Raw genomic sequence first — 16,239 nt, 5'->3', positions numbered from 1 at the left:
TTAAATTTTTTATAATTTTATGTAATTATTTCGAAAAAGGGTACGTTACCACAAATACATGTAACTTTGTACCCATTAAAGCTTTAACGCTTGATTTAGTTATATTTTACAATACGAAACCGGCATCTTTGCCCTGCTTGACTCCTAATAAAATCTAAAATCCTATACCCGTGAAAAGAACTCTGTTTCTTAACAGTCTTGCCCTAATTTTACCTACACATCTACTTCTCGCAACCCCTGGCAACCATTCGCGTCCTGTGAATCCTACAAAATCGCAGCGTGCGGTCGGTGGTAAGCTGGTGGGCAAAATCGTTGAGGGGCCCAACAATGCCGGGGTCGCATTTGCTACTGTGGCCTTGCTGATGCCCAAAGACTCGTCGCTCGTCAACGGTGCAGTAGCCGACGAGAACGGAGCATTCACCATTGCCGAAGTTGCAGCGGGCAACTACATTTTGCGTGTGACCAATATGGGTTACCAAACGCTATACCGCCCGAATGTAAAACTGGCGGCCGAAGCCAGCCTGCTCGATCTTGGAAGCATTACCGTGCAGCCCGAAGCGCAAAAGCTCGCCGAAGTGGTGGTGAAAGGCGAAAAGACCATGATCGTGGACGATATCGACAAGAAGATGGTCAATATCGGGAAGGATATGCTCGCAACGAGCAACAATGTAAGCGACCTGCTCGAAAAAGTACCGGCCGTTTCGCTCGATGAAAACGGCAACCCGCAAGTCCGGGGAAAAGGGAATGTAGTGGTGCTCATCGATGGCAAACCATCCAACCTCTATGGCAGTGACCTCCCCACGATCCTGCAATCTTTCCCGGCAAACCTGATTGAAAGGATCGACGTGATGACGACGCCCTCCGCGAAATATGAAGGCGAAGGTGCCTCAGGGGTGATCGACATTATTACCAAAAAGACGAAAATCCGCGGGATGAACGGCGGTGCGCGGTTAAGCATCGGTAACAAAAACAACAATGCGGCATCGGGTAACCTGAGCTACAAAGCCGGAAAGTTTGGCTTGAACGCGTCCCTGAGCGGGCAAACGCGCGCTACAACCTGGGAAAGAGCTTTGAGCCGCGACAATTTCGTGACCGAATCTAAGTCGCATTTGCAGCAGGATGGTACCGGCGGCAACAAAGGCAAAAATGCATTCGGCCGAGTGGGGGTCAATTATGATTTCAATGATAAGAACTCCATCGAAGCCGGGGTGAACTACTCGCGTGACAACAACCGCAACAACAGCAATATCCTCAACGAAACGACGCTCGCTTCGGGCGTGGTTTCGGAGACCTTCCGCCGCCTGAACAACAGCACAGGCAACGGCGATAACCTCAATTTCAACCTCGATTACCGCCTGAAATTTGCCGAAAAAGACCATCAGCTTAATTTCAATTCGAGTTATTCGCTCGGCGGGTCCGACGGGGAATCATATTTCGCGCAGGAGAGTACGATCGACAGCCTGATGCGCAACCAGCAAAACCTGCGTAACAACAACCGCCATTCGCTTTTCCTGAATGCCGATTATACCTGGCCTATCAACCCGAAAGCGACCCTGGAAGCCGGCATACGCTCGCGCAGCAGCTCGAATGACAATGTAAATGCTTTCTACAACCTCGATCGCGAGACGAACGGCTACGTTTTTGACAACAATATCAGCAACGTTTTCGGCTACAAGGATGCTACCTACACCGGGTTTATGACATTCTCGCAAAAAACCGATCTTTGGGGCGTCCGGGCAGGTTTGCGCGTCACCGATTACAACCAGGATATCAACCAGATCAGCCGTAACCAGGATTTCAGCGTGCATTTCCTCACGCTCGTACCGTCTTTCGCCGTGACGCGCAAGCTGGGTGAAGCCTCGCAGGTGAAACTGAATTACAGCCGTCGCGTGCAGCGCCCCGAGGCCGACTGGCTGAACCCTTATACCGACGTTTCCGATCCACGCAACGTAAAAACGGGTAACCCGAACCTCCGTCCCGAGTTTACGCATAAGGCTGAAATGGGCTATTCCAACTACGAAGCCAACGGCGGCTGGGGCCCATCGCTTTTCATGGATTATTCCAACAATGCCATCACGCAGATCCGTACGATCGATGAAGCAGGCGTTTCGCTCACCAGATATGACAATGTCGGCCGTGAGTTGAATTATGGTTTTGAAACCGACTTTTCCCAAAAGCTTTTCGGAGACATTGTAAAATTGAATGGTAGCGGCCGCATTTTCCGCAGCGAAGTGGTATCCGCCATCGCGCAGATCGACAACCGCACGTGGAGCTACTCGGGTAACCTGAATGCATTCATCACGCTCCCGGCCGACTTCCGCGCATCGGCATATGTGAACTACGAGGGCCCGAGGGCGATCGCGCAGGGCACGCGCGACGGCGTTTTCATCGCCAATATGGGTATCCGGAAAGATTTGCTCGAAAAGAAGGCGACCATTTCCTTTAATGTGCAGGACATTTTCCTGTCCCGGAATTACAGAAGCCAGCTGAACACGGATACCTATTCGCAATCGTCGAACTGGCACCAGACCAACCGGCTCGTGAATGTGACTTTCCAATACAGGTTCGGAAAAATTTCCGCAAGTGGCGACGATGCCTGATCCGCCGGGCAGAAATTGTTAATATATGTGAAAAGGAAGGGTCGTTTCGGCCCTTCCTTTTCATTTACAAGCAGTTCCCGAAGCGCATAGGAAGCACTGCCAGCCTCAATTTCGCCCGGATCGGCTCTGATGGAACGGTTTTTGCAAATAGCTCGCACAGGAGTCGATTAATTTTGCTTATTTAAACCCCGAACACGCATAGTGATCTAAAAAACCGAGGTCCGGCCAACCGGAATCCGGAAACAGGTCAAAAACTTAAAACAAAATCTTTACACAAATGAAAAAGCTCAAAATGCTGGCCGCGCTGCTATTAGTAACGGCTGGTTCGTACGCACAAAAATTGCCCGCTGACTCCATATTTTCACAGTTTTACAAGGCGACGGGCGGCAAAGCGCTATGGGACGGGGTAAAATCCTATAATCTGTCCAGAAGCTATTCCGCAGCGGCAGCTACTCCGTACAATGCGGTGATCACAGCCTCCATCCCCGAGCAGTCGATTTATAAGAACAAAACCATCATGAAACGCAGCTTTGTGTATACCGTGAAGGGCGATCAGGGGTGGATCAAGGTGCCGATCGGGCAGAAAGTGGATGTAAAAGACCTGAGCCAGGCCGAGCAGCAAAATATGCGCATGGAATTGTATGACAACCTCGTGCCATTTATCAATTACAAAAATCGGGGGCTGATCGCGACCACTGTGGGTACCGAAACACTCAATGGGGCGCAGGTAAACAATGTGGAATTGCAGGGAAAAGGCGTGAAATACAACCTCTATTTCGATGCTAAATCGGGTCTGCTTTTGCGCCAGAAAACGAACCAGGGCGGCGTGGAAACCACCAGCGATTTATCAGATTACGCCAAATCCGCGTATGGTATTTTGTACCCCACCAAACTCGTGGAACTGAACAGCCAGGATAAAAAGCCGGTGACGATCAAATCTACATTGACTGTGAATGACAATGTAAACGTCGAACTGTTTAAAAGATAACAACGGGGATACCAACCTCTAAAACACCTGCCGGCCGAAACCCGTATCCTGCCGGCAGGTTTCATGAAACCAAGATTCTCAACGCCTCGATGTGGCGGAAAACAGCCAGGGATGAAGAAAGCACTGAAAGTATTGGCCATAATACTCCTGACAGTTTTGATTCTGGTTGGCGTGTTGATCTGGGGCATCCAGACACCGTTCGGCCAGAATTTTTTAACGTCCCAGGCGAATTCCTTTTTACGTAAAAAACTCAAAACCAAGGTCAATATCGAGAAAGTACGCTTCGATATTCCCGATTGGGTACTGCTCGAAGGCGTGTATTTCGAAGATTTGCATGGCGACACCCTCGTTTCGGGCAAACGCCTCTACGTAGACCTGGATATGTACAGCCTCATTAAAGGTGACATCGGTATCAATAAAGTGGAACTGGAAGGAGTGAATGCCAATATCAACCGCGTTTTGCCGGACACTACATTCAATTTCCAGTTTATCGTCGACGCATTTGCCGGTACCGACACCACGGAAGTCGATACTACGCCGTCGAAGCCCCTCAAAATGCGGCTGGACCAGATTTCGCTTAAAGATGTCAGGTTTTCCTACCGCGATGCCATAATCGGTACCGACGCTTCCGGGAACATCGATTCGGCCCTGGTGAAATTCGATAAATTCAACCCGACCATTTCGCAATATCATCTCACCAATACTGCATTGCATAACAGCCAGGTAAAACTGAGAATGTATAATGCATTGAAAGTAGCGGCCGCCGGGCCCGAGCCAAAGCCCGATCCGGCCGATTCCCTCGATATCAAAGTCGGCGATATTGATATTCAACAATTCAAATGGCAATTTGACGACGAAGTTTCAGGCTTGAAAAATGGCTTGACCGTGGACAAATTCGCCGGGCATGTGAACAGCATTTACATGGGTAGCCAGCGTGTGGATGTGAAGAATGTTTCGCTGCAAAACATGTCGCTTTTCGCTGAATTTGCCAAAAAACCGAAACCCAAAGCGGCCGGCGGCCCGGCGACCGGCGCTCCGGCGGCCGGCGGCCCGGCGACCGGCGCTCCTACGGACGAAAAGAAAGACACTACGGCGGCCGAAGCACCCGGCTGGTATGTGAAAGTGGGTGAGATCAAGCTGGAAAACAACGACATCCGCTACGATGATTTCAATTCTCCTGCCGTCCCCAAAGGCCTCGACTATGCGCACCTTAACATCAAAAACCTGAATGTAGATTTGCGGGAATTCCTTTTCTCGCCCGAAAACATCGCGGGCGCGTTGAAATCCGCTTCATTCAAAGATAAAAGCGGTTTCCGCCTGGACGCATTCCGAACCGATTTCGCTTACGGCGATCGTGAAACCTATCTCCACAATCTTTACCTCAAAACTCCGAATACCCTGTTACGCGACGAGCTGAGCCTCCGCTACAAAAACCTCGATCAGCTGACGAACGATATTGGCAAGGTTAAACTCAAACTACGCCTCACCGACAGCCGCATTGCCTTCGCGGACATTCTGCTGCTCGTGCCCGACCTGGCCAAAACCCCACCATTCGACCAGGAGCCGAACGGAGTGGTGAAAGGTACGGGACAGATTACCGGATCGGTGGATGATATGCTGATCTCGAAAGCGAAATTTACCATGCTCGATGGCACGGTACTGAGCGCAGACGGCCGGCTGAAAGGGCTGCCGGATGCGGAAAAGCTGAATATGGATTTGAATATCAATGAAATATCCTCTACCAAAGCCGATTTGCTTAAAATGCTTCCCGACAGCGCGGTACCGGCTTCCATTGAACTGCCCGATGCCATAAAGGTCTCCGGAAAAATAAAAGGCTCGATGGAGAACCTAACTTTGGCGACGACCATCAATACCTCGTTTGGCACAGGTACTTTTTCAGGAAATCTTAAAAACATTACCGACAGTCTGCGGGCACAATATAATGGTACGCTGACATTTACGGAGTTCGACCTCGGTAAACTGACGAAACAGCCCCCAACCGAAATGGGCAAACTGACGCTCCGCGCCGATCTGGACGGCGTCGGGTATGCGCCGAAAACGATGAAAGCGAAGCTGGACGGTACGATCGAGAGCGCGGATATCAAAGGTTATGTGTATCAAAACCTGAAACTGAAAGGCGACGTCGACCATGGTCTGGCTAACATTTCCGCGGATATGAAAGACCGCAATATCGACCTCGACCTGAATGCGCAAGCCGATTTGTCCAAAGAATACCCGTCGGTCAAAGCGGATATGGAAATAACCAACCTGGATTTAACGGCGCTGAATTTGTACGCGGATTCTTTGCAAGTGAAAGGCAGCATCAAGGTCGATATGCCTTCGACAAATCCGGAAAACCCGCTGGGTACGGTGAATGTCGACAGCCTGGTGCTGACCCACCATCGCAAGCCGATCGGCATTTCGAATATCAATGTACAACTGACCGATTCCAGCGGCGGGCGGCAGGCCTATATCGAATCGCCTATCCTAAAAGCTAAAATGACCGGCCAGTATTCCTACACAGAAATCGGCGACGCGATCCTGACCGAGGTAGGAAAGCATTTTAAATCACCTGATCTGACTTACAAGGAAGTGACCAAACCGGTCAATTTTGCCCTCGATGCCACACTCAACAACCACCCGGCCATTCAGATTTTCGTTCCGGAAATACGGGAAATGAAGACGATCCAGCTGCGTGCGCAAATGGATAACCAGAAGGATTCCTCGCTGGTAGCCCGGCTAAGCATTCCGATGGTCAATTACGACAGCACGATTGTCGAGCGCGTGTCGGTGGATTTCAGCACGGTGGAGGCCAATGCGGCTTTCAATGCGAATATAGGTTCGGTGAATACGAGCGGTTTCCGAATGCAGAATGCTTCCCTCGCAAGCCAGATTGTCAATAATGATGTGAAGTTCGACTTCATCGTCCGCGACTCGGTGAACACCGAAAGGCATGCGGTGAAAGGCGACCTCGCGGTGAATAATAACCAATACCGCCTCAACCTGCGCGACGATCTGCTGCTTAACTACGATAAATGGGAGACCGACACGGCGGGTTACGTGCGATATGCGTCCGATAGCGTGTATGTGAAGAATCTGGCGATCAGCAACAAGGGTCAGTCTTTAAAAATCAACTCGACTTCCGAAGCGCCGAACAGCCCGCTCGACATTACGATGGCCAATATCTCCATTGGCCCGCTGATCGAGATCGCCACGCTCGATTCGACGCTTGCGACCGGCACATTGAACGGGAAAGTGCTTCTTAGCAACTACATGAGCTCGCCGGTGTACACGGGCGAGCTGACGATCAATAACCTGGCCGTTACCAAAATCCCGGTGGGCGACCTGTCGCTGAAATCGACCAACGAAACTGAAAACCTGATCCGCGTTGCAATGTCGCTCGTGAACGACCAGAACGACGTCAATATCCGCGGAAGCTACAATCTGAAATCCGAAAGTCCGATGGATTTCAAGATGGATCTGAAAAAACTCAGTGCCAAAACCATCGAAGCATTCAGTTTCGGAGAGCTCAAACGCGCGGAAGGTAACCTGACCGGAAACATTGCCATTACCGGTGCTACCGACAGCCCTAAACTGGACGGCGCCGTCAATTTCGACAATGTAGCATTCAATGCGACGCAGCTGGGATCACGGTACTCGCTCGCCGGGCAAAAAATCCAGTTCGCGGGCCAGAATATCAATTTTAACAACTTCACAATTACCGATTCGCTGAACCAGGCGATGAAAATCAATGGGAACGTGAACATTGCGAAGCTGCCGGATGTAGGGTATAACCTGAATATTTCTGCCAAAAACTTCAATGTCCTGAATTCGACCCAGAAAGAGAATGAGTTGTTTTTCGGGAAAGCCAATATCGACGCCAACCTGACTGTAAAAGGCGTGGGTGCCAAATCGGTGATCGACGGCAATGTGAAGGTGGACCCGGGAAGCAATATCACGGTGGTAATGCCCAGCGATGCCACAGAAGCGGGTGACGCCTCCAAAGGGGTGATCGAATTTGTGGACATGAGCGATTCCACGCAAGTCGTCAAAAAGGATTCGGTCGAAGCGGCACAAAATGTCATGGTCGATTTTGCTTCGCAGATTTCGCTGGATATCGATGTGGACGACAAATCGGAGTTCAAAGTAGTGATCGACGAATTGAATGGCGATAATATCCGCCTGAAAGGTAATGCGCAGCTCAATACCGGCGTCGCGCCGAACGGGCAACTCTTCCTCCTGGGTTCTTATGACTTAACAGAAGGTTCCTACGACCTCACGCTGCAAATCCTGAAACGACAGTTTGAGATCAAAAAGGGAAGTACGCTGCTCTGGACAGGGGACCCGATGAAGGCTGATTTGAATATTACGGCAGTCTATCCCGTGATGGTCGACCCGGGCTCCATTGCCGCCAAATTCCAGGGTGCGAGCAAAATACCGGTGGAGGTACAGATCGTGATCACGGGAAATCTCACAACACCTAACATCGCATTCAAAATTGCCATACCCGACGATGCCGTCGACAAGCAGGTACAGAACGACGTGATGCAGCAGACATTCTGGAAGGATATGGAGAACAATCCGTCGGAAGCCAATAAGCAGGCATTTGCATTGCTGATTACCAACAAGTTCATCACCGATCAATCCACTGCCGGTTTCAATATCGGTTCCAGCGCGGAAGCTGTCGCCCGCCAAAGCGTGAGCCAGTTGCTTACCGACCAGCTCAATAACCTGGCATCTGATCTCGTGAAGGGTGTCGACCTGAACATCGGCCTGAACTCCACAGCCGATCAGTCCACCGGCGCCCGCACCGACCTGAATGTCGGCCTGAGCAAGGCATTTCTGAACAACCGGTTGAAAATTTCGGTAGGCAAAAACTTTGAACTCGAAAGCAAGTCCAACGCCGGTAATTCAACCGAGGTCTTCGACAACATCGCTCTCGACTATTCCATCAGTAAAGACGGCCGGTACATGTTCCGCGGTTACCGCAAAAACCAGTACCAGTCGATCCTCGAAGGTTTCATCATCGAAACCGGTGTGAGTTTTATCATTACGGCGGACTATGACCTGTTCCGTGAAATTTTCCAAAAGCAGCGCAATGAGAAGTAACATAGGATATATACTGGCAATCTGTATTTTCCTGGGCAGCTGCTCGGTCAATAGATATGTACCCGAGGGGCAGAGCATTTATGTGGGCAACAAGGTAAATGTGCAGCCCGACAGCATTTCCAAGCCGAATGTAACCGGCGTAGCCGAGCAGCTGGAAGGACTGATCAAGCCGCCTGCCAATAAGACTATTTTCGGGTTTCCGTGGAAAGTGTGGTTTTACTACTGGATCGGCGAACCGAAAGATGAAGGCGGGCTGCGAAGCTGGTTCCGCAAAAAACTCGGCGAACCGCCGCGCTACGCCACGCAGCGCATTGTGGATATCAACGCGGCCAACATGGTGGCATTCCTGGATAATGAAGGCTATTACCGCTCCAATGCGAAGGGCAAAATCGTTCCGAACAAGAACAAGCGGAAACGCACCGCGATCACGGAATACGATGCGTACGTGATGCCGCGCTACGTGATCAACGAGATCAGCTACGTCGTGCCCGACAGCTCGCTTTTTAACCGCGACCTGGTTTTGACCAAACAGAAAACATTACTAAAAAAAGGCGACCCTATCCGCCTGGACGTGGTCACGACCGAGCGTACCCGCATCGACCAGGAGCTGAAAAGCAAGGGCTATTACTATTTCAACCCCGATTACCTGATTGTAAAAGTAGATTCGACCATCGGCCGCGCGGACTCGACGCTGGGGCCTCAACAGGTCAATTTGTTTCTCGAAGTAAAAAAGGAAACAGCGCAGACTTCGCTGAAACAGTATTTTATCAACCGCATTTTCGTCAATACCGGCACCGACGAAAACAAGCTGGCCGACTCTACCGGTCTCGCCGCGCGCGGGCCGCTGCGCAGGGGCATTACGATCACAGACCCGGGCAACAATTACAAACGACGCATTTTCTACGACGCCATCGGTTTCAGAAGGGGGAATATGTATACCAATACCATGCACGACGTATCGCTGCAAAGGCTGATTAACCTGCAAAATTTCCGCTTCGTCAAAAACCGCTTCGACCTCGTCCCCCGCTCCGATTCAGCATTGCTGGATGTGTATTATGATCTGGCGCCGATGAAGAAAAAGTCGTTGCAGACCATCCTCTCGGCCAGTACGAAATCCAACAACTTGGGTGGCTCGCAACTTGATGTGACCTGGCGTAACCGCAACTTCTTCCGTGGCGCCGAAATGCTGGCGATCAAAGCATATTTCGGATTCGACGTGCAGTTGGGCGGAAGCCGTACGACTTCTAACAATATTGGCAACGAATACATCCGCTATGGAGCCACAGCTGATCTGTCGTTTCCGAGGTTTATCATTCCTTTTGTAAGGATCAGACCTGAAAAAAGTCAGTCGTTGCCCAAAACCATTCTGTCATTGACCTACGAGAACCGGATACAGCGTAACTTCTACACCACGCGTTCCATCCGTGGTGACTGGTCGTATGTATGGCGTCGCAACTCAGAGGTAGAGCATACATTCGCGCCTATTTCCATCAACTTCGTAGAACCCAGGAATATCAATACCGAGTTGCTTGGGGAAGTCGCCTCAGACCCGAATACCAACCCGCTGGACATTGACCGGCTCTTCCGGCTGGTCGATACCAAATTCTTCATAATGGGTTCAAACTATTCAATCTCCTATCGCCCTACCCCGCGGCCATTTAGCAAAAATCAGGTCGCCATGAGTGGCGGTGTCGAGTGGGGCGGGAACATTCTAAGCCTTTTAGCAAAGAAAAACGATGAGGGCTATCCCAAAGAATTTCTTAAAGTGCCTATCCTGCAATATGTAAAAGTAGATGGCGACGTAAGATATTACCGCACAATCACCCCGTCGATTAAATGGGCGAACCGTATTCTCGTTGGTGCCGCAAAGCCATACGGAAACTCTAAAACGATGCCAATACCGCAATTCAAGCAATATTTTGGTGGTGGTAGCACCGGGCTCAGAGCGTTTCGCGCACGTTCGTTGGGACCAGGCTCGGTTGCTCCGGACACGTTATCTATCCGCTTGCTAGGGTACCAGTCTTTCGCGGATATCCGGCTCGAATTCAACTCGGAAGTTCGGATGAAGTTCACGGACATTATTAACGGCGCTGTTTTTGTTGATGCCGGTAATATCTGGTCATTCGGCGATAGTACCCGCGCCGCATACCCAGGCACGGCATTGATCAGCAACAAATTTTTGAAACAAGTGGCAGTCGGAGGAGGTATCGGTCTCCGCCTCGACTTCTCTTACCTGATCTTCCGCCTCGATCTGGCGACGCCATTCCGCAAACCGTGGTATGTGAATGAGGCCAAGACGGTAAACGATGAGGGGATTGTTTTGGAATACAAAAGTCCGTGGGTATTCAATGAAATCAATTTTGGAAGCAAAGCCTGGCGAAAGGAGAATCTGATATTGAATATTGCGGTGGGGTTGCCGTTCTAGGCCTTGGTGATCTGCCATGTCATCCATGGCAAATCACCAAGAATTTAATGTACCCTTATATAGTTTGTCTTATTAACCTGATAGGTCGAACTTCCAATCTTGACGGTTGCTCTTAACGTTAAACGGTCTTGGGCATTAATACTTAATTCTGTAATCGTCACTTCGGCATTGGCAACAGAATATGTTGTACCTGATCCAGAAAGATCATAGTTTCCTGGGATCACTACGTTATTCTCAACATGCGCAGGTACCCAAGTAAAATTTATATCCGAGAGACCACTACCAAGACCCACTGCCACTAGTCGACGGGTTAGCGGCCCACCATACCAGTAAGCGTGTGAATTTGAAATAGCAATCGGATACCCACTTATTAGCAATTTGGCATTAGGCCCATTTTGATTGTCAAAAATAAACCCCATCCAGACTTTCGCAGCACCCGTGGGAGGAACAAAGGGAAAAACATCCCCCTCCGCAGGCCCAAACGCTACTGCATCAGTGGTAACTCCGCCAGTCGAACTAAATGATGAACTTGCCTGACCTGACGGCACAAAGGGTGTCGCATTAAATATGGCAGGCGATTGAGGTGGATAAAAAGTGAGGTCTCCTCCCGAGGGCCCGCTTTCAGGCATCTCAGGAGGCAAATCAGCTGCGACACCCGATTCCACAGCAGGCGACATGTACTTTGAGCCCTTACCGGAGGCCTTGCCCTGGGAGGAAATTTGCTCTTGCTCACAAGAAAACAATGCAAACAAAACGAGAGAGAGAGATAGAATTACTTTTTTCATTAGTAGAATTAATTACGTTCAACCAAAAATAGTTAAAGAAAATATTTCTTGAAACTATCGGTTACATATTCAATTCTAAGTTTATTTAACGGTTTTTCACCTCCTGACAAAGCTCAATCAGTACCCCATTCGCAGATTTAGGATGCACAAAACAAACCAACTTATTGTCTGCCCCTTTCTTGGGCACTTCATTCAATAATGTGAAACCAGCATTGCGCAGCCGCTCCATTTCAGCAACAATATCTTCCACTTCGAAAGCAATGTGATGAACGCCTTCGCCTCTCCTTTCAATAAAACGGGCGATGGCACTATCCGGGCTGGTGGCTTCCAGCAACTCGATTTTGGTTTGGTTTACTCTAAAAAAAGAAGTCGTCACCTGCTCCGATTCGACAGGTTCGCGTTTGTAGGGAGCTGTGTTGAGCAACGCGGTATAAACCGCTTCCGCCGCGGCAAGGTCCGTGACCGCAATACCGATGTGTTCGACGTTCGTCATCTTACTTCCGGTTATCATCCCCCGCCATAATGCTCAAATAGCTCTCAAAACGGCTCATTGCGATCTTTCCTTCCGAAACGGCATCCTTCACCGCACAGCCGGGTTCATTGATGTGCTGGCAATTGTTGAAGCGGCATTGATTGAGCAGATCGCGCATTTCGGGGAAGTAATGGCTGATTTCCTCCTTTTCCATATCGGCTAGCCCGAGTTCTTTGATCCCCGGCGAATCGATGATGAATGTATCCTTTTCCAGCTCGAACATTTCCGCGAATGTGGTCGTATGCACGCCCTTGTTCGCAAATGTGGAAACTTCCTGTGTCTTAATGTCCAGATCGGGCGCGATCGCATTCACGAGCGTCGATTTGCCGACACCCGAATGGCCGGAAAGTAATGAAACTTTGTCTTTCAGTAATGCCCTGAATTCACCGAGACCGAGATCGGCCAATGCGGTCGTAGTAAGGCAACGGTAGCCCAGACCGGTATATAACTGCATGAGTTCGGCCTGGAATTCCTTCATTTCGTCGTTCAGCAAGTCCTGCTTGTTGAAAACCAGCACGCCCGGAATGCGGAACGACTCGATAGCCACGAGGAACCGATCGATAAAGCCCAAAGAAGTGCGGGGGAAAACCAATGTACAGATCAATATAGCCTGATCCACATTCGCAGCAATGAGATGTGCGTGGGCCGTTTTGTGGACCGAACGGCGGATCACATAATTCTCGCGCGGAACGATCTCATGGATAATGCCGAAGTTTTCACCCTCGTTTTCCACCTCGAAATTCACATAATCCCCCACCGCGATCGGGTTGGTTACTTTCAAACCCAATGCTTTGAATTTACCCTTCAAACGACACTGCCAGATGTGCCCGTCCCTGCTATCCCTGATTTCATACCATGAACCGGTCGAACGCAGCACCAAACCCCTTATTAAACTCATTTGTCTTTGTTTTGGAATCAGCGAATTTAAAAGGACTTTGGCAGAAGTCCCTAAAATTTGGCCGCGAAGTCAAAAGCAGCTACAAAACAAGTAGTTTTCCCACGTCCGAGATTTTTACTTGCATTCTTGTCATTATCTCTTTCAAGTTAAAAAATCCCCTTTTTTGTGACCGCATTACTATTAGCAAACGTTTGGCATATCGCCCGATTTGCTAAGGATTTTACAACAAATAATAATATTTTTTAAAATCACACCCGTTTTTACTGATTATTTCCTACATTAGTACACCCAATCATAAAGAAAATTAAAAACGTCATCCTATAATTATTTTTACTCCGCAGAATGGACTTAGTGGCAGAAGAACCGAGTTCGGTCATTGATATTCGTAAAAATCGCATTAGAAGCAGCCTGTTGTTGCATCTATATCAATCCGGCGACACTTCCATTAACAAAATGGCCAAGTTGTTCCATGCGAGTATCCCGTCCGCAACCGGAATCGTAAACGACCTGATGCGGGAAGGCTGGATTACGGAGACGGGTACAGGACCCGCCAGGGCCGGCCGTCCACCGGTACTTTACGGCCTGAACGCGAAGAAATACCTGAACCTGATCATGGACATCAATCGCCATGATACGCAGCTCTGCATTTTCGACCTGCATAACCAGCTGATCCTGAAAAGGAAAGTCGACATCCGCCTCGACGACTCCTCGAATTTCCTCGAAGAGCTTTTCGCATCGACGGACGATTTCCTGAAATCCAACAATATCACCCGCGGCAAACTATGGGGCATCGGCGTTTCGATGCCGGGCCTGATCAATTCTTCGCAGGGCATTAACTTAACTTACCTGAACCTGACACCTCCGGGTGTACCGCTGGTAACGTACCTCAAAGAGCATTTCGACCTCCCGGTGTGCCTTTTTAACGATACCAAGGCTACGACCATCGGCGAGCACCGCTTCGGTTATGCCGTGGATAAATCGCAGGTGCTGACGATTAATATCGACTGGGGAGTCGGATTGGGGATCATTATTAATGGAGAGGTATTCAACGGTGCATCGGGCTTTGCCGGCGAGCTGGGGCACATCCAGGTGAAACCGGACGGAATGCTTTGCCATTGCGGAAAGGTAGGCTGTCTCGACACGATCACTTCGGCCATCGCGCTCATCCGCCAGGCCAAGGACGGCATCAACAGCGGCCGAGCGACGATCCTGAAACAGATCGTGAATGGAAATCTCGACTTGCTGGAAACCTCCCATATCATCGAAGCGGTTCATGCGGGCGACGAATTTTCGATCGACCTGCTGAGTACTGTCGGTACCGAGCTGGGCAAAGGACTTGCTACGGCGGTTCATTTATTCAATCCTGAGGTAATCATCGTGGGTGGTTTGCTGGCAGAAGCCGGGCCGTTCATTTCCAATCCGATCGAGCAGGCGATTAACAAATACTGCCTGTCGGATTTCAAAAACCCGCTTTCGATCCATATTTCCAAGCTGGGCGCCAAGGCGCGTTTGCTGGGCACACAGGCCTATTTGTTCGACAATCTGATTGCAAAGGAATTCTCCTGAAAGTAGCATTGACGGCGCTCCAACCGGGGCGTCGTCAGCCTATTGCCTGCTGCACCTTCCGCATAATCAGCTCCGTGGCACCCGTCCCCGATTGCACGTATCCGGCACTTACATTGCCCGCATTCTGCGCTTCGAAAGGGTTATTAACCCAATTCTCCAAGATTTTGAAGAGCTGATCCCTGTCCGCTATGGGGAATGCCCCTCCTTTTTCAATCAAATCCACTGCTTCCTGAAATCGGTGATAGCTTTTGTCACCAAAAACGATCGGCAACCCGAATGTCGCGGCTTCGAGGATGTTGTGGAGCCCTACACCGAACGAACCGCCGATGTAGGCCATATTGCCGTAACGGTAAAGCGACGAGAGCATTCCGATGTTGTTGATGATCAAATAATCGAACCCCTCCGCCTCTTGCCCGGCCGCCACTTCGGAATACAAAATGGAACGACCGTTCAATTTGGAACGCCAGCCGGCTATTTCCTCCGACTTGATCTCGTGAGGCGCGATAATAGCCTTTAATTTGCCTGCTAATGCATTCAGCGCTGGGATGAGCACCTGCATATCCGCATCCCACACCGAGCCCGCGATCAGGCACGGGCTATCGCCTTTGAATTGCCCGATTTCAGGCAGCTCGCGTGCGTTGGACGCGATCGCACGTACGCGGTCGAAGCGCGTGTCGCCCGCGATGCTGGCATTGGTAATGCCGACGCCTTTAAGCAGTGTCACGGAAGCCTGGTTTTGCACGAACAAATGGTCGAAATACCCCAGCATTTCCCGGAAAAAGCCGCCGTAGGGTTTAAAGAAAATCTGGTTTGGACGAAAAATAGTGGAGAAAGAAAGAATGTAGCTACCGTTTTTCCGTAGCTCGCGGAGATAATTAAACCAAAACTCGTATTTGATAAAAAAAGCAACGTGCGGGTTGATAATTTTCACAAACTCACGTGCATTAGAGCGCGTATCAACCGGCAGATAACAAATCAGATCGGCACCATTGTAATTCTTCCGGATTTCGTAACCCGAAGGCGAAAAAAAGGTAAGCAATATAAAATGACCAGGGTAAGCATTCCGGTAAGCTTCGATAACCGGCCGCCCCTGCTCAAATTCCCCCAGCGATGCCGCATGGAACCAAGCTACCTGCCGCCCCGCCGCTTGCGTCTGAAAAGATGCACGCAGACGATCGAGAAGGCCTTTCCGCCCGTCCGCGCCAAGCTTTATTTTATAATTGAAAGGTGCTGCTAACCTGAATAGAAATGCGAAAACCCGGATGACGACCTGATAAATGATTTTCACCAAAAGACTCTGATTAAAAGGACATTAGAAATGCGAGAAATGACCGGC

9 protein-coding genes are annotated in these 16,239 nt (G+C 49.9%); 5 read left to right on the top strand and 4 right to left on the bottom strand.

The features are described from left to right. Window positions 1–257: 257 nt before the first annotated feature. The 4 genes from BMW93_RS07445 to BMW93_RS07430 all read left to right on the top strand — a co-directional run bounded on the left by BMW93_RS07445 (window position 258) and on the right by BMW93_RS07430 (window position 11,122). A complete protein-coding gene (locus BMW93_RS07445) occupies window positions 258–2,600 on the top strand; it encodes a TonB-dependent receptor domain-containing protein (RefSeq protein ID WP_090374601.1) in 2,343 nt (780 codons plus the stop codon). 277 nt (window positions 2,601–2,877) lie between these two features. Then, a complete protein-coding gene (locus BMW93_RS07440) occupies window positions 2,878–3,588 on the top strand; it encodes a hypothetical protein (protein ID WP_090374600.1) in 711 nt (236 codons plus the stop codon). A gap of 111 nt (window positions 3,589–3,699) precedes the next feature. Next, window positions 3,700–8,697 carry a translocation/assembly module TamB gene (locus BMW93_RS07435; RefSeq protein ID WP_090374599.1) on the top strand — a complete coding sequence of 1,666 codons (4,998 nt, stop codon included), beginning with the start codon at window positions 3,700–3,702 and terminating at the stop codon, window positions 8,695–8,697. Beyond that, a complete protein-coding gene (locus BMW93_RS07430; protein ID WP_229240259.1) occupies window positions 8,687–11,122 on the top strand; it encodes a BamA/TamA family outer membrane protein in 2,436 nt (811 codons plus the stop codon). Before BMW93_RS07435 ends, BMW93_RS07430 begins: the two co-directional genes overlap by 11 nt. Window positions 11,123–11,166: 44 nt before the next feature. Here the strand turns inward: BMW93_RS07430 and BMW93_RS07425 are convergent, their stop codons facing one another. The 3 genes from BMW93_RS07425 to rsgA form a co-directional block, all read right to left on the bottom strand. Continuing rightward, complete coding sequence (locus BMW93_RS07425) at window positions 11,167–11,907, bottom strand: hypothetical protein (RefSeq protein ID WP_090374597.1); 741 nt, start codon at window positions 11,905–11,907, stop codon at window positions 11,167–11,169. Window positions 11,908–11,992: 85 nt separating this feature from the next. Next, complete coding sequence (mce, locus tag BMW93_RS07420) at window positions 11,993–12,400, bottom strand: methylmalonyl-CoA epimerase (RefSeq protein WP_090374596.1); 408 nt, start codon at window positions 12,398–12,400, stop codon at window positions 11,993–11,995. Window position 12,401: 1 nt separating this feature from the next. Continuing rightward, window positions 12,402–13,337, bottom strand: a complete 936-nt coding sequence (rsgA, locus tag BMW93_RS07415) for a ribosome small subunit-dependent GTPase A (protein WP_090374595.1) — start codon at window positions 13,335–13,337, stop codon at window positions 12,402–12,404. Window positions 13,338–13,790: 453 nt separating this feature from the next. On the opposite strand from rsgA, the gene BMW93_RS07410 reads away from it, so the two are divergent. Beyond that, window positions 13,791–14,903, top strand: coding sequence for an ROK family protein (locus BMW93_RS07410; RefSeq protein WP_229240258.1), 1,113 nt, complete (start codon window positions 13,791–13,793; stop codon window positions 14,901–14,903). A 34-nt stretch (window positions 14,904–14,937) separates the two neighbouring features. On the opposite strand, the gene BMW93_RS07405 is transcribed toward BMW93_RS07410, so the two are convergent. Then, window positions 14,938–16,194: a 3-deoxy-D-manno-octulosonic acid transferase gene (locus BMW93_RS07405; RefSeq protein ID WP_090374593.1), complete on the bottom strand. Its 1,257-nt coding sequence runs from the start codon at window positions 16,192–16,194 to the stop codon at window positions 14,938–14,940. Window positions 16,195–16,239: the final 45 nt, after the last annotated feature.

This window comes from Dyadobacter sp. SG02 (assembly GCF_900109045.1).
Taxonomy (GTDB): domain Bacteria; phylum Bacteroidota; class Bacteroidia; order Cytophagales; family Spirosomataceae; genus Dyadobacter.
This window is presented reverse-complemented; position numbering and strand designations above follow the sequence as displayed.